Here is a 20668-nt window from a genome sequence, read left to right as displayed (position 1 = left end):
CGGCGAGCGCGCGATAGGACTGGGGCAGGCCGCACGGACGCGGTCGGGATCCAGGAGAGTCATGTCATCTGCACGTCGTCGGGCCGTCGTCGGCCTCGTCTCGTTGGCGCTCGTCGCCTCCGCGCAGGTGGGGATCGCCTCCGGCGCATCCGCCGCCGACGCGCCCACGCCCACCGCATCCGCGGCCCCCGACGCGGCACGCGGATCCGCCCCGGCCGCCGTGCAGGCCGCCGCCGCGTTCACCGCGTCGCCGCGACCCACCATCACCGGCACCGCGCAGGTCAGCTCGCCGCTCACCGCGGTCACCGGCACGTGGACCCCGGCGCCCGACTCGTTCTCCTACCGCTGGTGGCGCGACGGGGTGGCGATCTCGGGCGCGACCGCCGCCCGCTACGTGCCGGTCGCCGCCGACCAGGGGAAGAGGATCACCGTCACGGTCACCGCCGCGAAGAGCGGCTACGCGTCGCTCGCCCGCTCGAGCGGCCCGACCGCGGCCGTGACGGCCGCCCCCGCCGCGCAGCCCTTCACCGCGGCGCCCGTCCCGACCATCACCGGCACCGCGACCATCGGCAGCCCGCTGACCGCCGTGCCCGGCACCTGGTCCCCGTCGCCGCGCTTCGCCTACCAGTGGTTCGTCGGCGACAAGCCGATCTTCGGCGCCACCGCATCCACCTACACGCCGACCTACTCCGACCTCGGTCGCGCCCTGTCGGTGTCGGTCGCGGGGTACCGCGACGGCTACGCGACCACCGTGCGCATGAGCGCGCCGACGCCGGCCACCGTGGGCCGCGGCACGCTCACCACGGCCGTGCCCACCATCACCGGATCGGCCGTCGTCGGCTCCGCGCTGCGCGCCGTGCCGAACGCCTGGAGCCCCGACCCGACCTTCGAGTTCCGCTGGTTCGCCGACGACGAGGCGATCTCCAACGCCACGGGCGAGTACTACACGCCCGTCGCCGCGGACATCGGCAAGCGCATCACCGTCACGGTCACCGGCAGCGCGGCCGGCTACAACCCGGCGGCCCGGACGAGCGCCCGCACGGCCGCGGTCGTCGCCGCCACCACCCCGCCGCCCGTGCAGGCGACCGGCACGATCGTCGGCCGCGTGTACCTCGACTCCGTCGCCCCCGGCAACCTGATCTCGTCCGGCGAGGTCACCCCGTTCCGCGTCGGAGCGGCCGAAGCCACGTCGTCGCCCATCGTCGACGGCGCCTTCCGCGCCGAGGGACTCCTGCCGGGTGACTACCGGCTGGCCGCGAACGTGACGGTCGGCGGGCAGCGCCTGTACCAGTACTACGGCGAGGCGGACGGCGTCACGGACGGCCGCACCTTCACCGTGCAGGCCGACGGCACCGTGCGGCTCGACGTCGTGCTCAAGCGCTACGCGACCATCAGCGGCACCGCGACCCTGGCCGACGGCCGCCCTGCGGTCGGATCCCAGGTCGAGGTCTTCCGGGTGCGCGGAGGCGAGGTCTCCGGCGCGACCACGGATGCGTCCGGTCGCTTCGTGGCCGACGGGCTGACCCCCGGCCAGTACGAGGTGCACTTCACCGCCCCGTTCACGAACCCGGACGGCGTCATCGGCGAGTGGTACAGCGACACCGACGACCGCAACGCGGCCACGCGCTTCACGGTCGGCTGGGGCCAGGCCGTGACGGGCGTCGACCCGACGCTGGACGCCGGGTCCCGGCTCTCAGGCATCGTCCGCGCACCGGACGGATCGCCGTACGCGGGCGCGCGCGTCTACGTCGTCCCCGAGGCGGCGGCCCTGCTGGGCGCCGACCCGCGGACGGTGGGCGGCGCGCCGACCGACGCGACCGGCCGGTTCCGCATCACCGGGATCCTGCCCGGCCGGTACTACGTGTTCGTCGCGGCCGACCGCTCCGAGGCTCCCTCGTACGCGTCCCAGTGGCTGGGCGGCAGCGGATCGCTCGCCTCGGCGACGGTCTACACCGCGACGCGCCGCGCCGACCTCCCCTCCGTCGACGCGCGCTTCGTCGTCAGCTCCTCGGTGACCGCCACGATCTCGGGCACGCCGGCGGCCGGCTGGTCCGACCACGCCCAGGTCACCCTGTTCCAGGGCGGCACCGCCAAGAGGACCACGTTCGTCGACCCGGGCATGGACGCGTTCCTCGACTCGGTGCCCGCCGGCACCTACCGCGTGCAGGTGACGTACTTCCGCGACTACGTGCCGTCGTCCCGCTGGTGGGACGGCGGGACCGGCGCCGACCGCTCGGAGCTGGTCGTGCCCGCGGGCAAGGACGTGGCCCTCGCGATCCGCTCGGCCCCGGCGGTGGTCACCACGGGGACGCCGGTCGCCCGCTAGCCGCGCGACGCCGACCGACGACGCCGCCGCGACCCACCGGGTCGTGGCGGCGTCGTCGTGCGCGGTCCGTCGCGCCCCCGTTCCGCGCGACACGTCGACAGCCGACGGCTCCGCGCGGTAGGCATGCAGCGGGCACCGCGGTCGGCGGCGCCGGACCGGGGGATCCATGCACGCACCACGTCGACGCGCCCTGATCGGGCTGCTGTCGCTCTCGCTCGTCCTGTCCGCGCAGGCGGGCATCGCGGGATCCGCCACGGCGGCCGATGCGCCCGCCGGCGCCGCTGCCAGCGCGACCCGCGCCGCGTCGGCCTTCACCGCGTCACCCAAGCCGACCATCGCCGGCGCCCTCCGCGTCGGCTCCACGCTCACCGCGGTCACCGGCGAATGGGCACCGAAGCCCACGACGTTCGGCTACCGCTGGTGGCGCGACGGCGTGGCCATCGCGGGCGCGACCGGATCCACGCTGAAGCTCACCGCCGCGGACGCCGGCGCGCGCATCGACCTCACGGTCACCGCGCGCCGGGGCGGGTACGCATCCCTCGCCCGCTCGAGCGGGCCGACCACCGCGGTCGCGCCCGCCGTCACGACGCCGACGCCGACCGCGCCGACCCCGGCACCGACCGCGGACCCCGTGCCCGACCCCACGCCTCCCGTCGCCACGACCCCCTTCACCGAGGCCTCCGACCCGGTCATCACCGGCGACGTGCAGGTCGGCCGCCCGCTGCGCGCCGTCGCGGGCGTGTGGACCCCGCGCCCGGCGTCGTTCGCCTACGCGTGGGCCGTGGACGGCGTGACCGTCGCAGGCGCGACGTCCATCTCCTACACGCCCGTCGACGCGGACGCCGGGAAGCGGATCACCGCGACGGTCACCGGCACGGCACCCGGGATCACGCCCACCACCCGCACCAGCGCGGCGACAGCCCCGGTCGCGGCCGCCGGCGTCGACCTCCCCGAGCAGCCGTCGACCGGGAAGGTGGTCGGCAACGTCTACCTCGACTCCGTGGATCCGGCCAACCTCGTGTCCTCCGGCGAGATCTACCTGGAGCCCGCGCCCTACGAGTTCAGCGACGGCCTCGTCTCCGGCGTCGTCGGCGGCGCGTTCTCCTTCTCGGGCGTGCGCCCGGGCGAGTACCGGCTGCACGCCTTCTTCAACGTCGGCGGGAAGTACCTCTACCAGTACTACGGGCAGACGAACGACGTGAAGCGGGCGCAGACCTTCGCGGTGCAGGCCGACGGGACCGTCCGCGTGGACGTGGTCCTCAAGCGGTACGCCACTATCCAGGGCACGGTCACGACGACGGGCGGCGCCCCCGCGAAGGGACTCTCCGTCGCTGCCTACCGCACGTACGACGGCCAGCTCCTCGACTCCACGACCACGGACGCGCAGGGCGGGTACACCCTCTCGAGCGCGGAGCCCGGCGACTACCTGATCAAGGTCGGGACGCCCGTCGGCGACTCCCGCGGCATCATCGGCGAGTGGTACTCGGACGCCTACGACAGGGAGAGCGCGACGCCGGTCACGGTCGCGCAGTGGGGCACGGCGCTCACCGGGATCGACGTGGATCTCAACCGCGGCGCGAGCGCGAAGGGCCAGATCTACCGGTCCGACGGAGTGGGCACCCCCGCTGTGTCCGTGCGCTTCGTCCCCGTCGCCGAGGCCGCGGAGGGCGTGGCCCCGACCACCGGCCTCGTCGCGTCCACCGACCAGTACGGCCGCTTCAGCCTGAACGGGATCACGCCCGGCGAGTACGTCGTGTACGTCGCCGCGGCCGGCGAGACCCCGCGGCAGCTCCCGCGGTGGGCGGGAGGCACCGGAAGCCTCGCCACCGCGACCCGCTACACGGCGACGCTCGACACGCAGCTGCCGTCGATCTACGTGCAGCTCGCGCGGGATCCGTCGGCCGGGGCCTCCCGGGCCGCGCCGACCGCGCGCTGACCGCCCCCATCGGGGGTCGTGACCTCGGGGCGGCGGCGGAGTAGACCGGTCTCCTGACCGGCATCCCGCCGGTCCGAGCATCGGAGCGCCCATGCCATCCGTCCGCCGACGCGGTCTCGTCGGCCTCATCGCCCTGGCCCTGATCACCGCAGCTCAGGCCGGCCCCGCATCCCCCGCGTCCGCGGATCCCACCCCGGCGTCCAGCGCCACCACCGCCACCGTCGTCGGCCGCGTCTACCTCGACCGCGTGGACCCCCGGAACCTCGTCCGCACGGGCGAGGTCTCCCTCGAGCTCGCCGACATCCCGTTCGGCGACAGCGTCGACATCGTCGACGGCGCGTTCCGCTTCGAGGGGATGCGCGCCACGCGGTACACGCTGCGCGCCTGGGTCGCGTTGGGCGGCACGCCCGCATCGCAGTACCTCGGGCAGGTCAACGAATGGCGGGACGCGCGGTTCTTCACCGCGCCCGCCGGCCGCGAGACCCGCGTAGACATCGTGATCCGCACTCCCGCGGGCATCGGCGGCACGGTCACGCTCCCGGGCGGCGCACCCGCAGCGGCCGCACCGGTCGACGTCCTGCGCGCGACCGGCGACGGGCGCCTGGAGGCGTCCGGCTTCACGGACGCATCCGGCCGCTACTCGCTCGGCAACCTGGAGCCCGGCTTCTACGTGGTGCGCTTCGGCACGCCGTCGTCGGATCCGCGCGCCTACCTCCCCGAGTGGTCCGGCGACCGCACGCAGCGCGCGCTCGCCACGCGCATCGCCGTCTCCCGGTGGGGCCAGGTGATCACGGGCGTCGACGCGACGCTCGCGCCGGCCCCTTGACGCAGTTTCCCCGCCCGCAGGATCATGGCGCATGGCCGCCGTCGAGCACTTCGAGATCCCCGCCGAGGACATGGCGCGCGCGAGCGCGTTCTACTCCGCCGTCTTCGGCTTCCGCTACGAGCCGTGGGGGGAGGACGCAGGCATGATCCTCACCGGGAGCGAGGACGGGATCAACGGGGACCTGCACCGCCGCGCGGAGGTGCCGCACCCCACCATCGTGATCACGGTCGACTCCATCGAGGAGACGGTCTCGCAGGTCGAGGCGCACGGCGGATCCGCGATGGGCGGGATCCAGATGCTCAACGAGACCGACCGCTGGGCCTACGTGCGCGACAGCGAGGGCAACGCGATCGGTCTGTTCGACCACGGGCCGGATGCGTCCGCCGACCCCGCCGACCCGTCCACGGCCGCCGCCGGCTGACGGCGGCCGCGGCGTCACGCCCGGCTACGCGTTGTCGTCGCCGGTGTCGATCGCCGTCTGCCGGTTCGGATCAGCGAACGGCAGCCCCTCCGCGCCCGACACGTCGGCCATGTCCTCGCCGAACTGCCGAGTGTGCACGCGGTGCGCGATCCGCTCGTCGTCCATGCGCTGGGAGAGGGCCGCGTAGGTGGTCTCGAGGTGCGGCACGCGGCGGATCACGTCCATCACGAGCCGGAACCGGTCGAGGTCGTTGAGCATCAGCATGTCGAACGGCGTGGTCGTGCCGCCCTGCTCCACGAACCCGCGCACGTGCATGTTCGCGTGGTTGTGGCGCTTGTACGTGAGGCGGTGGATGAGCGACGGGTAGCCGTGGAACGCGAACACCACGGGCTTGTCGCGCGTGAACAGCGCGTCGAAGGATCCGTCGTCGAGGCCGTGCGGGTGCTGCGTCGAGTCCTGCAGCCGCATCAGGTCGACCACGTTGACGAAGCGCACGCGCAGCTGCGGGATCTCCCGCTTGAGAATCTGCACCGCCGCCATCGCCTCCACGGTCGGGATGTCGCCCGCGCACGCGACCACCACGTCGGGTTCGAGCCCCGGCACCTCGGTGCCCGCCCACTCCCACACCCCTACTCCGCGCGCGCCGTGCGCCCGCGCCTCCTCGAGCGACAGCAGGCTCGCGGTCGGCTGCTTGCCGGCGATCACGACGTTGATCAGGTCCGTGCCGCGGAGGCAGTGGTCCATCGTCACGAGCAGCGAGTTCGCGTCGAACGGCAGGTAGACGCGCACGATCTCGGCGCGCTTGTTCACGACGTGGTCGAGGAACCCCGGGTCCTGGTGCGAGAAGCCGTTGTGGTCCTGCCGCCACACGTGCGAGGAGAGGAGGTACGTGAACGACGCGACCGGCCGCCGCCACTCCACCTTCGAGCTCGACTCGAGCCACTTCGCGTACTGGTTGAACATCGAGTCGACGACGTGGATGAACGCCTCGTACGAGGTGAAGAGCCCGTGCCGCCCGGTGAGCAGGTACGCCTCGAGCAGCCCCTGCGTGATGTTCTCGTTGAGGATCTCGATGACCCGGCCCTCGTGCGCCAGGTGCTCGTCGACCGGCAGCACCTCGCCCTGCCAGGCCTTCGCCGTGACCTCGTAGACGTCGTCGAGGCGGTTGCTGGCGGTCTCGTCGGGGCCGAAGATCCGGAAGTCGAGCGGGTTGCGGGCGATCACGTCGCGCAGCCATCCGCCGAGCACCCGGGTCGGCTCGGCGATGACGCCGCGTCCGTCGCTGAGGTCGATCGCGTTCACCTCGAGCGGCGGCAGCCGGAGGTCGCGACGCAGCAGGCCGCCGTTCGCGTGCGGGCTGGCACTCATCCGCCGGTCGCCCTCGGGACGGTTCGGCTGGAGCGCGGGCGTCAGTCGCCCGTCGCGGTCGAACAGCTCGTGCGGGCGGTAGCTCTCGAGCCACTCCTGGAGCTGGCGGAGGTGATCCGGGTCGTCGCGGACCCCGGAGAGCGGCACCTGGTGCGCGCGCCACGTGCCCTCGACCTGCTTGCCGTCGACCTCCTTCGGGCCGGTCCAGCCCTTGGGCGTGCGGAGGATCAGCATCGGCCACGCCGGTCGCTCCTCGCTGCCGCCCGTGCGGGCCGCGAGCTGGATCCGGCTGATGTCGTCGAGCGCCTCGCCCAGCGCCAGCGCGAACCGCTCATGCACGGCGAAGTGGTCCTCGCCGTCGAAGCCGCCCGAGACGATCCGGGGGGAATAGCCGTAACCGGTGAAGAGCGCGAGCAGCTCCTCCTCGGGGATGCGCGCGAGCACCGTGGGGTTCGCGATCTTCCAGCCGTTGAGGTTGAGGATCGGCAGCACGGCGCCGTCGGTCTCGGGGTCGAGGAACTTGTCCAGGTGCCAGCTGGAGGCGAGCGTCGCGGTCTCCGCCTCGCCGTCGCCGATCACGCAGGACACCACGAGGTCGGGATTGTCGAGCGCCGCGCCGAACGCGTGCACGAGCGAGTAGCCGAGCTCGCCGCCCTCGTTGATCGATCCGGGCGTCTCCGGCGCCGCATGCGAGGGCACGCCGCCGGGGAACGAGAACTGGCGGAACAGGTGCCGGAGCCCGTCGCGGTCGGGCGTCGCCGCCGAGAACAGCTCGGAGTAGGTGCCGTCGAGGTAGGCGTTCGCGACCATGCCGGGGCCGCCGTGACCGGGGCCGGCGATGTAGATCATGTCGAGGTCGCGCTCGATGATCGCCCGGTTGAGGTGCGCGTAGACGAAGTTCAGCAGCGGGGTCGTGCCCCAGTGCCCGAGGAGGCGCGGCTTGATGTCGTCGCGCGTGAGCGGGCGCTCGAGCAGCGGGTCGTCGAGCAGGTAGATCTGGCCGACGGAGAGGTAGTTGGCGGCGCGCCACCAGCCGTCCACGACGTCGAGGTAGAGGGGCGCTGCGGGGTCTCGGGGTGCGGTGTCGGAGGCCATGCATCAGCCTACGGCGACGGGTTCGCGGTGTCCCGGGTGGGGCGGATCCGGTCAGGGGGCTCGCAGGGGCGGCGCCATCCGACCGGTCGACGGTCAGCCGAGGCAGGCGTGGTCGTCGAGCGGCGTGGCCGTGGTGCGGGCGACGAGCATCTCCTCGCCGGCCATGATCTGCGAGTTCCCGTTCGCCGCTTCCAGGTCGGCGATGCAGAGGCCGAAGCGGGCGGCGACGCCGGTCAGCGTGTCGCCGGATGCGGGCGTGTAGTAGGTCAGCGTGCCCACCACGGAGCTGACCTCGCCCTGCGCCTGGGAGCGCGGGCCGCCGTCCGTCGGCACGACGGGGTCGGGTGCCGAAGGCGACGTCGTCGGGGTGCGCTCGCCCTCCACGACGGCCGGCGTCGGGTCGGGTCCGCCGTCCACGACGGACGTGCAGCCCGCGAGCAGGGCCGTCGTCGCGAGGAGGGCGGCGGCGAGGAACGGACGACACGTCATGCTCGCGAGGCTAGCGGCCGCGCGGGCGCCGGTCACCGAACGCAGACCGACTCGGCCGAGAGGCTGAGGCCCTCGGAGGTGCCGCGGATGCTCGCCGAGGCGACCCCGTCGGCGCGGCCGTCGCCCGCCTTCCAGAAGTCGCGGCCCATCGCGCTTCCTCCGGGGACGAACCCCGCCTCGGTCCACGACCTGGTGATCGCGTCGAAGGGAGGCTGCGGCTCGTCCATCACGGTGAAGATCGGGATGAGCACGCTGCCGGTCGCCTGCGTCCCCGCGGAGCCGTCCTCGCACTGCGTCGCGACCGTGGTCACCTCGGCGGGCACACCGGTGGTGACCGCCGCGGCCTCGAGGAAGGCGCGCACCCCGGCCTCCTGCGCGCCGACGTCGACGAGGACGGGTGGCGCCGCGGGCGACGGCGGGGCGGCCGGGGTCGTGGGCTCGGGCGGCTCCGGGATGTCGCCGGGCTCCGGTGAGCCGAGGGGGAGTCCGAGCCAGCCCGTGATCTCCTCGTCCGGGTCCGCCGCGGCGAACGAGGAGGTGGGTGCGCGGACGGTGAACTCTGCCCTCGGTCCGCTGCCCGCATTCGCCCGCTCATCGACCGTCGCGGCCAGGACGGCGGCCACGCCCGCGCCGTCCCGCGTCTCGACGACGACCCGGTCGCGCGGTGAGGCCGATCCGGGCACCGCGTACACCTCCGCCACGTCGGGCCGGGCCGCGAGCAGGTCGACGACACCGAGGACCGCGGCCCGGGGCCCGTCGGCGGTCACGCCGACCGAGGCCGTGCCACGCCGGAGGGTCACCTGGCCCTCGGCGTCGCCGAGCGACGCGCGCAGGCGATCCGCCACCTCCGCGAAGGCCACCCCCTCCTGCAGGGAGACGAACCGGGCGGAGTCCACGACATCCACCGACGCGACCCCCGGGATCCGCCGCCACGTCTCCACGAGGTCGACGACCACCGGGTCCCTCGGGTCGAGTCGGACGGGCGCCGCACCGTCTCCCGCGGGGAGCGCGAGCGAGAGGATCAGCTCCGCCTGCGTGACCCCGTCGCCGAGGGCGGCGCGGACGGCGGCGGCGACGGCCGGATCCGGGGTGTCGGCGGTCGCCTCGACCTGCGCGGTCCACTCGTCCGGCACGAACCCCTCGCCGCTCGGGCTCAGATGCGTCGTCACGTCCGAGATCCCGTCGACGGCGGCGAGCCGCACGCGGAGCGCCTCCACGGACGACACCGTGGCCTCGGGCGGGTCCGGGTGGAGCCACGAGCACCCGCTCAGCGCGGACGCGAGGATCACGACCGCCGCGAGGGCCGTCGCCGCTCGGCGCCGTGTCCGCATTCCCATCCCCTCACCGTACGGAGCGCGGTCGCGCGCGGGCGTCCCTCGGAGGGATCACCGGCATGCGCCTGGCGGATGGGGTGCGCGCCGACCCCGCCGCGACTGGGCACGCCGACGGCGCCGCCTCCGCGAGGAGACGGCGCCGCCGCGTGGATCAGCTGACGCGGATCAGGCCTTCGCGGTCGGCCCGTAGAACGCCTCGACCTCGGCCAGCTCGCGCTCGGCCGTCTCCTGGATGAGGGCGAGCAGGTCCTTGTCGAGGCCCGGGGCGAACTCCTCGAGCCGCTCGGGCGCGATGGTGGACGGGACGCCGACGGGGGCCTGCTCGGTCGCGGTGAGGTCGGTGCCGTCCTTCGAGGGCGACGTGCCCTGGAAGATGCGGCCGGCCTCGCTCTTGCCGTCGAGGTCGAAGCTGTACTGCTTGCTCTGGAGGCCGAGGTCGACGAGCTTCTTCACCTCGGGGAACTGCTCCGCGTTGGTCTTCGGGATCGGCAGGAGCTTGCCCCAGTCGACGCCGAGCGTCTCGAGCGCCTTCGCGTACGCGTTCTCGTGCGCCTGGTCGCGCACGATGAGGTACGCGACGGTCGCGCGGGCGACGGGGTTGTCGGTCATCTCGTAGATGCGGCACTTCTGCAGGCGGCCGGTCGACTCGAGCATGACGTTGTAGAGGAGGTCGAGCGGGAGGTTGCCCGAGTTGTAGACGTAGCTGCCGCTCCACGGGTTGCCGGCGGCGTCGACGGGCAGCGCGCCCTGGGCGCCCACGAGGTGGTGGTGGATGTTGCCGTGGTCGAGCGCGATGCTCAGCGGCGTCGCGCCCCCCTTGCCCGGGGTGTCGAGCGGGTCGCTGAGCTTGCCGGTGTACTCGGGCGAGCCGTCGAGCAGGCGCGAGATGGTGGTGCCGATGAGCTCGACGTGGCTGATCTCCTCGGTGCCGACGCCCTGGATCAGGTCGCGGTACGGCTTGGCCGCGGCGCCGCGGAAGTTCATCGCCTGGAAGAGGTACTGCATCATCGTGCGCATCTCGCCGAACTGGCCGCCGAGGCCCTCCTGCAGCGCGTTCGCGGCGGCGGGGTCGGGCTCGCCGTCGGCGATCTCGTTGATCCAGGTCTGTGCGTGGAAGTACATAGGGGCTCCTATTTCTTCGTGCGGCGAAACCGCCGCCTCTCCAACCTGGTCCGGGGGCCGAGCGGCGTGTGGCATGCGCCGGGGGCTTGCCAGGGCCGGGCCGATCGGTTACGGGCGCGCGGCTGTCCGGCCGTCCACCGCACCGGGCCCGCGCGCATCCGCCCCGGTAGGGTGTGCGCAGCTACAGGAGATCCGACCGGCCCGACCCGGCGGGCGCGACGTCCGTCGCCGCCTCGGAGGATGCCGGATGGAGTGCGGGTGAGCGTCAGGAGCGGCGGCGAGCGGCTCGGCCTCCGCGAGGTCGCGGAGCGCGCGGGCGTCTCGCACATGACCGTCTCGCGCGTGCTCAACGGGCACCCGCAGGTCAAGGAGTCGACCCGGCAGCGCGTGCTCGAGGTCGTCGCCGAGCTCGACTTCCGGCCGAACAGCGCGGCCCGGCAGCTCGTCACGCAGCAGGCGCTGCGGATCGGCGTGCTCATCGAGAGCGCCGTGGAGTTCGGGCCGTCGAGCATCCTGCGGGCCATCGAACGGTCGGCGCGCGACGGCGGCTACTCGGTCGCGTCGTTCGCGCTGCGCGACGAGGAGGATGCGACGCCCGAGGAGGCCGTGCGCCACCTCACCGGCCAGGGCATCGACGCGCTGTGCGTGGTCGCGCCGCGCTCCTCGTCGGTCGCCGTGCTGCGCACCATCACGACCGGGCTGCCGACGCTCGTGGTGAAGGCCGAGAAGGATCCGGCGTTCCTCACGGTCTCGGTCGACCAGTCCGCGGGCACGCGGCTCGTGGTCGACCACCTCGCGAGCCTCGGCCACCGCGACGTGCTGCACGTCTCCGGCCCGCTCGACTGGCTCGACGCGCGCGCACGCGAGCGCGCCTTCCACGCGCGCACCCGGGCGTGGGGCATGCGCGAGCGGCCCATCGTGATCGGCGACTGGTCGAGCGACTTCGGCTACGACTTCGCGAAGGGGCTCACCGCGGTGCCCGAGTACACGGCCGTGTTCGTGGCGAACGACGAGATGGCGCTCGGCGTGATCCACGGGCTGCACGACCGCGGGATCCGCGTGCCGGAGGACCTCAGCGTCGTCGGCTTCGACGACCTGCCCGTCTCCCGCCACTTCCTCCCGCCGCTCACGACCGTCCGGCAGGACTTCCCGGCGCTCGGATCGCTCGTGGTCGACGTGCTCATCGCCGCGATCGAGGGGCGCGAGATCCCGCAGGCGACGCGGATCCCGGCCGAGCTCGTCGTGCGCGACTCCAGCGCCGCCGCCCGCCACGTGGACTGAATCCGACACCCGGGGGATCCGACGCCCCCGTCCCTCGCCGGGGCCGATCCCGGCCGCTACAGTCGAGCCAGCCGGCACCACCCGGCACGCGGCCACGACGGCCCGGAACCCGAGGAGCACCAGGTGCGTCACGCACGGGGATCGACGACGATCCGCCCGACCGGCCCCACGGCCGCGGGCGCGCTCCCGGACGCGCACGCCGACGCCGATCCCGTCGGCCCGCGCCGCGGCGCGGCCACCGGCCCCACCGTGCGCATGACGGGCATCACCGTGGCGTTCCCCAACGGCACCGCGCTCGACGGCGTCGACCTCGACCTGCACCCCGGCGAGGTGCACGCGCTCCTCGGCGAGAACGGCGCCGGCAAGTCGACGCTCATCAAGGCGCTGCTCGGCGTGCACCGGATCGAGGCGGGCGAGATCCTCGTCGACGGCGAGCCCGTGCGGCTCGGCGGGCCGGCGGATGCGCGCGCCCTCGGCATCCAGGCCGCGTTCCAGGAGTCGCACCTGGTCGAGAACCTCAGCGTCGGCGAGAACGTGATGCTCGGCCACGAGGTGAGCGGCCGGCTCGGCATCTCGTGGCGCCACACGCACGCGCGCGCCGCCGCCATGCTCGCGGAGCTGGGCCTCGCGGATCTGGATCCCCGCGACCGCCTCGCCGACCTCTCCCCCGCCAGCCGCCAGCTCGTCTCCATCGCGCGCGCCATGGTCGACCGGCCGCGCGTGCTGGTGCTCGACGAGCCGACCTCCAGCCTCGACGCCGACGACGTGGCGCGCCTCTTCCAGGTGATCCGCCGCCTCCGCGACCAGGGCGTCGCGATCCTGTTCGTCTCCCACTTCCTCGAGCAGGTGCTGGCCTTGAGCGACCGCATGACGATCCTCCGCGGCGGCGTGAAGGAGGGCGACCACCTGCCCCACGAGCTCGACCGGGCCGAGCTCGTCGCGCGCATGCTCGGGAAGGACGTCGCGCACCTCAAGCGCATCGGCTCGGAGCGGCGGGCGCACCGGGTGGATCCGGTCGGGCCGCCGCTCTACCGGGCAGCGGGCGTGGGCCGGCGCGGGATGCTGCGGCCGGTGGACCTCGAGCTGCACCCGGGCGAGGTCGTGGGCATCGCCGGGCTCCGCGGATCCGGCCGCACCGAGCTCGCGCGCCTGCTCGCGGGCGCCGACCGCGCCGACGGCGGCGTCGTGACGCTCGGCGGGCGTGACATCGTGATCGACCGGCCGGCCGACGCGCTGCGGAACCGCGTCGCGCTCTCGGCGGAGGACCGCGGCGCCGAGGGCCTCATCGGCGAGCTGAGCGTGCGGGAGAACATCGTGCTCGCGCTGCAGGCGCTGCGCGGCTGGGCGCATCCGCTCGCGAAGGCCGAGCGCGAGGACCTCGTCGAGCGGCACATCGAGCACTTCGGCATCACGCCGGCGGATCCGGCGACGCCCGCCGGCCAGCTCTCCGGCGGCAACCAGCAGAAGGTGCTGCTCGCGCGCTGGCTCGCGATCCGGCCGCGCGTGCTGATCCTCGACGAGCCGACCCGCGGCGTCGACATCCGGGCCAAGGTCGACATCCAGGCGCACATCGCGCAGCTCGCGCTCGAGGGCGTCGCCGTCGTGTTCATCTCGAGCGCGTTCGACGAGCTCGTGCGCGTGAGCGACCGGATCGTCGTGCTCAAGGACCGGGAGAAGATCGGCGAGCTGTCCAACGGCCCGGGCGTGACGGTCGACACCATCGTCGAGCTGATCGCGGCGCCGCGCGATGACGAGGACGAGGACGCGTTCCCGCTGCCGGAGCTGCCGTTCCCGCCCGGCCCGCCGACGCGTCCACCCGCGCACTGACGCGGGTGTTCCCGGTAACAGGGTCTTGCGCCGACGAAGTTGTTACCGGTAACATCACGAGCACGCGGCAGCACCCCGCGCAACCGCAGCAACACCGGCCCACGAGGGCCGTCAGGGACGAAGTCGTCCCGAACATCTCAAGGAGGAGATACATGTCCACGAAGAGGCGCATCGCCACCATCGCCGCGGCCGGGGCCATCGCCCTGGGCCTCGCGGCCTGCTCGAGCAACTCGGGCACCGGATCCACCGCGGGCGGCGCCGCCGACAGCGGCGGGGAGACGGCCACCGTCGGCTTCGTCGCGGTCGGCCCCGAGGGCGCCTGGCGCCAGGCCAACGAGAAGAACATCCAGGACACGTTCACGAAGGAGGCCGGCTTCGACCTCAAGTACGCGCCCGCCACCAACAACGACCAGAAGTCGCAGATCGACGCGTTCACGTCGTTCGTCGACGAGGGCGTCGACGTGATCCTGCTCTCGGCCACCGAGGGCTCCGGCTGGGAGGACTCGCTCGAGCGCGCCAAGGAGGCCGAGATCCCCGTGGTCCTCATCGACCGCGGCATCGAGCCCGACGACACCTCCCTCTACGCGACCCGCATCGCGCCCGACAACATCGCCGTGAGCGAGTCGGTCGCCGACTGGGCGAAGACCGCGCTGCCCGAGGGCGGCAAGTACTTCACGCTCGAGGGCCCCGCGGGCGTCTCCGTCGTCAACGAGCGCAACGAGGGCTGGAACGACGTCATCGGCGCCGACACCGCGTTCACGAAGGTCGGCGCGCAGACCGCCAACTGGTCGACCGAGGAGGCCAAGAGCGTCTTCGAGACCGTGCTCAAGTCGAACGCGAACGACGTGCAGATGGTGTTCGCGCAGAACGACGAGATGGGGCTCGGCGCCGTCCAGGCCGTCGAGGAGGCGGGCCTCACGCCCGGCGAGGACGTGAAGATCGCGACCATCGACGGCACGAAGGGCGCGCTGGAGGCCCTCGCCGAGGGCAAGCTCAGCTTCGTCGCCGAGTACAACCCGCTGTTCGGCGACACGGCGCTCGAGGCCGTGCAGAAGCTGCTCGACGGCGAGAGCGTCGAGGCGTCGATCGTCGTCCCGTCGGACACGTTCGACTCGCCCGAGAAGGCCGCCTCCGCGCTGCCCGACCGGAAGTTCTGACCCGATCGCACGGACACCCGCGGCGGGGCGGACCATCCGCCCCGCCGCCCCCACCCGCAGGCGACGACGCCGGCGGAGGAACGGAGCACGCGCCATGCAGGCACCCAGCCCCATCGTCGAGATGCGGGGCATCACCATCTCCTTCCCGGGCGTCAAGGCGCTCGACGGGGTCGACCTCCGGCTCTTCCCCGGTGAGGTCCACACGCTCATGGGCGAGAACGGCGCCGGGAAGTCGACCCTCATCAAGGCGCTCACGGGCGTCTACGGGATCGACTCCGGCCGGGTCGTCGTCGACGGATCCGAGCGGCGCCTCTCCGGCACCGCCGACGCACAGGCCGCCGGGATCTCCACGGTCTACCAGGAGGTCAACCTCTGCGGGAACCTCACCATCGGCGAGAACGTCATGCTCGGCCACGAGAAGCGCGGCCGCTTCGGCATCGACTGGAAGGGCACGCACGCCGCCGCCTCCGAGGTGCTGGCGCGCGTGGGGCTCGGCCACCTGGATCCGCGCACGCCGCTCTCCACCATCAGCCTCGCGCTGCAGCAGCTCGTGGCGATCAGCCGGGCGACCGTGCTCGACTCGAAGGTGCTGATCCTCGACGAGCCGACCTCCAGCCTCGACGCCGACGAGGTCGAGGGCCTCTTCCGCGTGATGCGCCGCCTCCGCGACGAGGGCGTCGCCATCCTCTTCGTCTCCCACTTCCTCGACCAGGTCTTCGCGATCAGCGACCGGCTCACGGTGCTCCGCAACGGCAGGCTCGTGGGCGAGCACCTCACGCGCGACATCGACCGGGCCGGGCTCATCGCCGAGATGATCGGCAAGGACCTGCAGACCCTCCGCTCCCTCGACCGCGAGCGCGCCAGCCGCCAGGTGGCCGCGGGCGAGCCCGTGTACCGGGCCACCGGGATCGGCCGGAAGGGCTCGCTCGACGCCACCGACGTGGAGCTCCGCCGCGGCGAGGTCGTCGGCCTCGCCGGGCTCCTCGGCTCCGGCCGCACCGAGCTCGCGCGCCTCCTCTACGGCGTCGACAAGCCCGACACCGGATCCGTGACCATGGACGGCGCACCCGTCGCCATCTCCTCCCCCGCGAAGGCGCTCGAGCACCGCATCGCGTTCTCGAGCGAGAACCGGCGCGACGAGGGGATCATCCGCGACCTCAGCGTGCGGGAGAACCTCGTGCTCGCCGTGCAGGCGAAGCGCGGCTGGGCTCGTCCCCTGCCGCGCAAGGAGAAGGACCGCATCGTCGCGAAGTACCTCACCGAGCTCAACGTGCGGCCCGCGGATCCCGACCGGCCCATCCGGAACCTGTCCGGCGGCAACCAGCAGAAGGTCCTGCTCGGACGGTGGCTCGCCACGGAGCCCGAGCTGCTGATCCTCGACGAGCCGACCCGCGGGATCGACGTGGGCGCCAAGGCCGAGATCCAGGAGCAGGTCGCCGCCCTCGCCGACACGGGCGTCGCCGTCGTGTTCATCTCCTCGGAGCTGGAGGAGGTGGTGCGGCTCAGCGACCGGATCGTCGTGCTCAAGGACCACCGCAAGATCGCCGAGCTGGAGGCGGGACCCGACGTGACGGCCCAGTCGATCGTCGCCGCCATCGCGGAGGAGGGCGTCTCCGACATCGCGCTCGAGACCGTGCCCGACACCGTGCCCGAGGAGGCAGCCCGATGAGCGACCCGACGACCACCCCGATCCGCCGCCCCAGCGCGCGCGGCCTCGGCGACGTGCTGCACCGGCCCTGGTTCTGGGGCACGGTCGCGATCGTCCTGCTGCTGGCGATCAACGTGGCGAAGGACCCCGGCTACCTGGCGCTCTCGGTGAACCCGGACACGGGGAACCTGGTGGGCAACCTCGTCGACATCCTCCGCGCCGCGGCGCCCGTGCTGATGATCGCGGTGGGCATGTGCCTCGTGGTCGCCACCGGCGGCATCGACCTGAGCGTCGGCTCGATCATGGTGGTCGCCGGCGCCGTCTCCATGGAGTTCCTGAAGGCGGCCGGATCCGACTCGCTCGGCGTCGCGCTCGGCGCGATGGGCCTCGCGCTCCTCATCGCCGGGATCCTCGGCGCGGTCAACGGCATGCTCGTCTCCGTCGTGGGGCTGCAGCCGTTCATCAGCACGCTCGTGATCATGCTCGCCGGCCGCGGCCTCGCGAAGGTCATCACGGCGGGCCAGAACACGGCCGCCGCCAACGAGCCGTTCCGCTGGGTCGCCAACGGCTACCTCGTGGGGCTGCCGGTGGTGTTCCTGCTGGCCGTGCTCATCACGATCGGCGTCGCCGTGCTCGTGCGGCGCAGCGCCCTCGGGCTCATGATCGAGGCGATCGGCATGGATCCGCAGGCCGCGCGCCTCGCGGGCCTCGACCGCCGCGCGCTCCTGTTCACCGCGTACATCGCGAGCGGCCTGCTCGCGGGCGTCGCCGGGATCTTCGCCACGGCGAGCGTCATGACGGTCGACGTCTCCCGCACCGGCTACCAGCTGGAGCTCGACGCGATCCTCGCGGTCGTCATCGGCGGCACCTCGCTCGCGGGCGGCAAGTTCCACCTGCTCGGGGCGGCCGTCGGCGCGCTCCTCATCGCGACCCTCGACAAGACGGTCGTGTTCCTCGGCATCTCGTCCTCGGCCACGCCCGCCTTCAAGGCCATCGTGATCGTCGCGATCGTGCTCCTGCAGTCCCGGCGCGTCCGCGCGCTGTTCACGAGGCGCCGCCCGCCGGCGCCCACCCCCGTGCCGACCGAGAAGGAGGCCGTGCCCGCATGAGCGCCACGACGATCCAGCAGCCCGCCACGCCGACCCCCGCACCGGGACCCGGCCCCGCTCCCCGGCCGGCGCGCCGCCGCATGCGCCTCCGCCTCGACTCGCTGCCGACGGTCGCCGCCCTGGTGATCCTGCTCGTGATGCTGGCCTACGGCGAGATCGCGTACGGCCGCATCCTGCAGGCCGCGACTCTGTCGAACCTGCTGATCAACAACGCGCACGTCATCGTGCTCGCCGTGGGGCTGACCTTCGTGATCCTCACGGGCGGGATCGACCTGTCCGTCGGCGCGATCGTCGCCGTGAGCAGCGTCGCGGGCGTGCTGCTCGCGAACGCGGGCTGGAACCCGTGGGTGGTGATGGTGCTGATGATCCTCATCGGCACGGCCTCCGGCGTCGTCTCGGGCGTGCTGATCCAGTTCTTCGACGTGCAGCCGTTCATCGCGACGCTCGCGATGATGTTCCTCGGCCGCGGGCTCGCCTCCATCCTCAGCACCGTCCCCGAGCGGCTCGACGACGAGTCGCCGCTGCGGTCGCTCGCCACGAACATGAAGGTCGTCGACGGCCCGAAGGTCAACGACGTCGTGACGACGCCGGGCGTGCTCATCGCGCTCGTCGTGGTGGCCGTCGCGTTCTTCGTGCTGCACCGCACCCGGCTCGGCCGCACCGTGTACGCGATCGGTGGATCCGAGCAGTCGGCCGCGCTCATGGGCCTGCCCGTGCGCCGCACCAAGCTCGCCGTCTACGTGATCAGCGGCACGCTCGCCGGTCTCGCCTCGGTGATCTACACGGCCCGGCTCGGCAGCGCGCAGAACATCACCGGCATCGGCTGGGAGCTCGACGCGATCGCCGCGACCGTGATCGGCGGCACACTCCTCACGGGCGGCGTCGGCTTCGTGCTCGGCTCGGTCGTCGGCGCCCTCGTGCTGGGCCTGATGAACGTGCTCATCACGCGCGACGGCGGCATCCCGCCCGAGGCGACCACCATCATCACGGGCGGGATCCTCCTGGTCTTCGTGCTGCTGCAGCGCGCGGTGATGGCGAGGCGGCGGCGGACGTAGATCCCGTCGGCGGTCCGCGGGACCATGGGGGGACCGCGCCCGCCCGCCACGTCAGGACCCCGATGACCCACCCGCTGCCCCTGCACGTCACCGACGCCGACCTCGACGACCTGCGCGACCGGATCCGCCGCACCCGCTGGGCGCCGGAGTGGCCGGTCGAGCCGTGGGAGGCCGGCACGGACCAGGCGACGCTGCGCCGCCTCGCCGCCGTGTGGGCCGACGGGTTCGACTGGCGGGCGCGCGAGCGCGAGATCCGCGCACTGCCGTGGGCGGTCGCCGACCTCGACGGCACGCCGGTCTCGTACCTGCGCTTCGAGGCGGAGCGATCCGGCGGGCTCCCTATCGTGCTCACGAACGGCTGGCCGAGCTCCGCGCTGGAGCTGGTGCCGATCGCCGAGCGGCTGTCCCAGCCGTCGCGCTCCGGCGGCGACCCGGGAGACGCCGTCACCGTGATCGTCCCCGCGCTCCCCGGCTTCCCGCTCTCGCCGCAGCGCCCTCGGATCGACGAGCCGACGCACGAGCTCTGGCACCGGCTGATGACCGAGGAGCTGGGCTTCGCGCGCTACGCGGCGCACGGCGGCGACCTCGGTGCCGGGATCACGTCGCGGCTGGCGGAGGCCCACCCGGAGGCGGTCGCGGGGATCCACCTGATGGCGGTCGCTGCACCTCGCGACCTCGACGAGGCGACGCTCACGGACGAGGAGCGCGCGCACATGGAGGAGGTGCGCGCGTGGGAGTCGGCCGAGGGCGGCTACGAGCACCAGCAGCAGACGCGTCCCCTCACCCTCGCGCCCGCGCTGCAGGACTCGCCCGTGGGCCTGCTGTCGTGGATCCTCGAGAAGCACCGCGCGTGGAGCGACTGCGGCGGCGACGTGTCCCGCGCCTTCAGCGACGACCACCTGCTGACGCTGGCCTCCCTCTACTGGTTCACCGGATCCATCGGCACCTCGCTCCGCCCGTACTTCGCGCACGGCTCCGGACGCACCGCGCCGGTGGAGCGCGTGCGGGTGCCGACAGCGGTCGCCGTCTTCCCGCACGACCTCGTGCACCCGCCCCGGAGCTGGGCCGAGCGCACCTACGACGTAGTGCGGTACACGACCATGCCGCGCGGCGGCCACTTCGCGCCGCACGAGGAACCGGGGCTGCTGGCGGACGACATCACGGCGTTCCTGCGGATGCTGCGGTAGCGCGAGGCCCCGACGCGCCTCAGCTCGCTGCGTCCGACCCGTGCGGCATGAACGCCGGATCCATGTGCCCGACCTCGATGACGTTGCCGTCGGGATCCGTGAGCTGGCGCTGGTAGACGAACCCGTGGTCAGTGGGCGGGCGCGCCTCCGTGCCGCCCGCCGCGAGGCCGGCCTCGGCCGCCGCGTCCACCGCCGCCCGGCTGGGCAGGTCGACCGCGGTGATCGCCGACACGGTGCGGGCGGGATCGCCGAGCGGCTGGTCGGTGAACGACTGGAAGAAGTCCCGCACGAGGAGCATGAACGCGCTGTGGCCCTCCTCGATCGTGAGGCACGCGGCCTTCTCGTCGCTGAAGTCGGGGTTCACCGTGCAGCCGACGGCCTCGTAGAAGGCGATCGCCCGGGGCAGGTCCGTGACGGGCAGGTTGACGAAGATCATGGTCATCGGTCTCTCCTTCGAGACGGTCGGCATCGATGCGCTCAGCGTCCC

The 20668-nt window shown here is 73.2% G+C and carries 16 protein-coding genes; 11 read left to right on the top strand and 5 right to left on the bottom strand.

The window, feature by feature from the left end; translation table 11 throughout:
* Window positions 1-61 precede the first annotated feature (61 nt).
* From KYT88_RS02020 to KYT88_RS02005, 4 genes are all read left to right on the top strand, one after another.
* A complete protein-coding gene (locus tag KYT88_RS02020) occupies window positions 62-2326 on the top strand; it encodes a carboxypeptidase regulatory-like domain-containing protein (protein WP_051629306.1) in 2265 nt (754 codons plus the stop codon).
* A gap of 166 nt (window positions 2327-2492) precedes the next feature.
* Complete coding sequence (locus KYT88_RS02015; RefSeq protein WP_043585570.1) at window positions 2493-4262, top strand: carboxypeptidase-like regulatory domain-containing protein; 1770 nt, start codon at window positions 2493-2495, stop codon at window positions 4260-4262.
* A 91-nt stretch (window positions 4263-4353) separates the two neighbouring features.
* Window positions 4354-5088: a carboxypeptidase regulatory-like domain-containing protein gene (locus KYT88_RS02010; protein WP_043585572.1), complete on the top strand. Its 735-nt coding sequence runs from the start codon at window positions 4354-4356 to the stop codon at window positions 5086-5088.
* Between the two features lie 31 nt (window positions 5089-5119).
* Window positions 5120-5509, top strand: coding sequence for a VOC family protein (locus KYT88_RS02005; protein WP_051629307.1), 390 nt, complete (start codon window positions 5120-5122; stop codon window positions 5507-5509).
* Window positions 5510-5533: 24 nt separating this feature from the next.
* On the opposite strand, the gene KYT88_RS02000 is transcribed toward KYT88_RS02005, so the two are convergent.
* The 4 genes from KYT88_RS02000 to KYT88_RS01985 form a co-directional block, all read right to left on the bottom strand.
* Entirely contained in the window at window positions 5534-7972 is a 2439-nt protein-coding gene (locus KYT88_RS02000; RefSeq protein WP_043585574.1) for a phosphoketolase family protein, read from the bottom strand.
* Between the two features lie 93 nt (window positions 7973-8065).
* A complete protein-coding gene (locus KYT88_RS01995) occupies window positions 8066-8461 on the bottom strand; it encodes a LysM peptidoglycan-binding domain-containing protein (RefSeq protein WP_147362350.1) in 396 nt (131 codons plus the stop codon).
* A 32-nt stretch (window positions 8462-8493) separates the two neighbouring features.
* Entirely contained in the window at window positions 8494-9798 is a 1305-nt protein-coding gene (locus KYT88_RS01990) for a hypothetical protein (RefSeq protein ID WP_147362351.1), read from the bottom strand.
* Window positions 9799-9960: 162 nt separating this feature from the next.
* Window positions 9961-10917, bottom strand: a complete 957-nt coding sequence (locus KYT88_RS01985) for a manganese catalase family protein (RefSeq protein ID WP_043585577.1) — start codon at window positions 10915-10917, stop codon at window positions 9961-9963.
* A gap of 258 nt (window positions 10918-11175) precedes the next feature.
* On the opposite strand from KYT88_RS01985, the gene KYT88_RS01980 reads away from it, so the two are divergent.
* The 7 genes from KYT88_RS01980 (at window position 11176) to KYT88_RS01950 (ending at window position 20181) form a co-directional block, all read left to right on the top strand.
* Window positions 11176-12198 (top strand): LacI family DNA-binding transcriptional regulator, encoded by a 1023-nt coding sequence (locus KYT88_RS01980; protein ID WP_043585890.1) that lies wholly within the window; start codon window positions 11176-11178, stop codon window positions 12196-12198.
* Between the two features lie 123 nt (window positions 12199-12321).
* Window positions 12322-14025 (top strand): sugar ABC transporter ATP-binding protein, encoded by a 1704-nt coding sequence (locus KYT88_RS01975; RefSeq protein WP_081840925.1) that lies wholly within the window; start codon window positions 12322-12324, stop codon window positions 14023-14025.
* A 152-nt stretch (window positions 14026-14177) separates the two neighbouring features.
* Entirely contained in the window at window positions 14178-15182 is a 1005-nt protein-coding gene (locus KYT88_RS01970; RefSeq protein ID WP_043585579.1) for an ABC transporter substrate-binding protein, read from the top strand.
* 94 nt (window positions 15183-15276) lie between these two features.
* Window positions 15277-16851 carry a sugar ABC transporter ATP-binding protein gene (locus KYT88_RS01965; RefSeq protein WP_043585581.1) on the top strand — a complete coding sequence of 525 codons (1575 nt, stop codon included), beginning with the start codon at window positions 15277-15279 and terminating at the stop codon, window positions 16849-16851.
* Entirely contained in the window at window positions 16848-17939 is a 1092-nt protein-coding gene (locus KYT88_RS01960) for an ABC transporter permease (RefSeq protein ID WP_051629309.1), read from the top strand. The genes KYT88_RS01965 and KYT88_RS01960 overlap by 4 nt, the downstream gene beginning before the upstream one ends.
* Window positions 17936-18994, top strand: a complete 1059-nt coding sequence (locus KYT88_RS01955; protein ID WP_043585583.1) for an ABC transporter permease — start codon at window positions 17936-17938, stop codon at window positions 18992-18994. Before KYT88_RS01960 ends, KYT88_RS01955 begins: the two co-directional genes overlap by 4 nt.
* Before the next feature lie 62 nt (window positions 18995-19056).
* A complete protein-coding gene (locus KYT88_RS01950) occupies window positions 19057-20181 on the top strand; it encodes an epoxide hydrolase family protein (protein WP_043585586.1) in 1125 nt (374 codons plus the stop codon).
* A gap of 19 nt (window positions 20182-20200) precedes the next feature.
* Here KYT88_RS01950 and KYT88_RS01945 read toward each other — a convergent pair whose 3' ends face one another.
* Window positions 20201-20623, bottom strand: coding sequence for a VOC family protein (locus KYT88_RS01945; protein ID WP_043585588.1), 423 nt, complete (start codon window positions 20621-20623; stop codon window positions 20201-20203).
* Window positions 20624-20668 lie beyond the last annotated feature (45 nt).

Source organism: Clavibacter sp. A6099, assembly GCF_021919125.1.
Taxonomy (GTDB): Bacteria; Actinomycetota; Actinomycetes; order Actinomycetales; family Microbacteriaceae; genus Clavibacter; species Clavibacter seminis.
The sequence above is the reverse complement of the archived record's forward strand: the minus strand, read 5'-3'. Positions and strand labels throughout refer to the sequence as shown.

What these genes read in the sequence shown, in the direction of transcription:
- KYT88_RS02020 (WP_051629306.1), top strand. Translation starts at nt 62, where the DNA reads ATGTCATCTGCACGTCGTCGGGCCGTCGTCGGCCTCGTCTCGTTGGCG.
- KYT88_RS02015 (WP_043585570.1), top strand. Translation starts at nt 2,493, where the DNA reads ATGCACGCACCACGTCGACGCGCCCTGATCGGGCTGCTGTCGCTCTCG.
- KYT88_RS02010 (WP_043585572.1), top strand. Translation starts at nt 4,354, where the DNA reads ATGCCATCCGTCCGCCGACGCGGTCTCGTCGGCCTCATCGCCCTGGCC.
- KYT88_RS02005 (WP_051629307.1), top strand. Translation starts at nt 5,120, where the DNA reads ATGGCCGCCGTCGAGCACTTCGAGATCCCCGCCGAGGACATGGCGCGC.
- KYT88_RS02000 (WP_043585574.1), bottom strand. Translation starts at nt 7,972, where the DNA reads ATGGCCTCCGACACCGCACCCCGAGACCCCGCAGCGCCCCTCTACCTC.
- KYT88_RS01995 (WP_147362350.1), bottom strand. Translation starts at nt 8,461, where the DNA reads ATGACGTGTCGTCCGTTCCTCGCCGCCGCCCTCCTCGCGACGACGGCC.
- KYT88_RS01990 (WP_147362351.1), bottom strand. Translation starts at nt 9,798, where the DNA reads ATGGGAATGCGGACACGGCGCCGAGCGGCGACGGCCCTCGCGGCGGTC.
- KYT88_RS01985 (WP_043585577.1), bottom strand. Translation starts at nt 10,917, where the DNA reads ATGTACTTCCACGCACAGACCTGGATCAACGAGATCGCCGACGGCGAG.
- KYT88_RS01970 (WP_043585579.1), top strand. Translation starts at nt 14,178, where the DNA reads ATGTCCACGAAGAGGCGCATCGCCACCATCGCCGCGGCCGGGGCCATC.
- KYT88_RS01965 (WP_043585581.1), top strand. Translation starts at nt 15,277, where the DNA reads ATGCAGGCACCCAGCCCCATCGTCGAGATGCGGGGCATCACCATCTCC.
- KYT88_RS01960 (WP_051629309.1), top strand. Translation starts at nt 16,848, where the DNA reads ATGAGCGACCCGACGACCACCCCGATCCGCCGCCCCAGCGCGCGCGGC.
- KYT88_RS01955 (WP_043585583.1), top strand. Translation starts at nt 17,936, where the DNA reads ATGAGCGCCACGACGATCCAGCAGCCCGCCACGCCGACCCCCGCACCG.
- KYT88_RS01950 (WP_043585586.1), top strand. Translation starts at nt 19,057, where the DNA reads ATGACCCACCCGCTGCCCCTGCACGTCACCGACGCCGACCTCGACGAC.
- KYT88_RS01945 (WP_043585588.1), bottom strand. Translation starts at nt 20,623, where the DNA reads ATGACCATGATCTTCGTCAACCTGCCCGTCACGGACCTGCCCCGGGCG.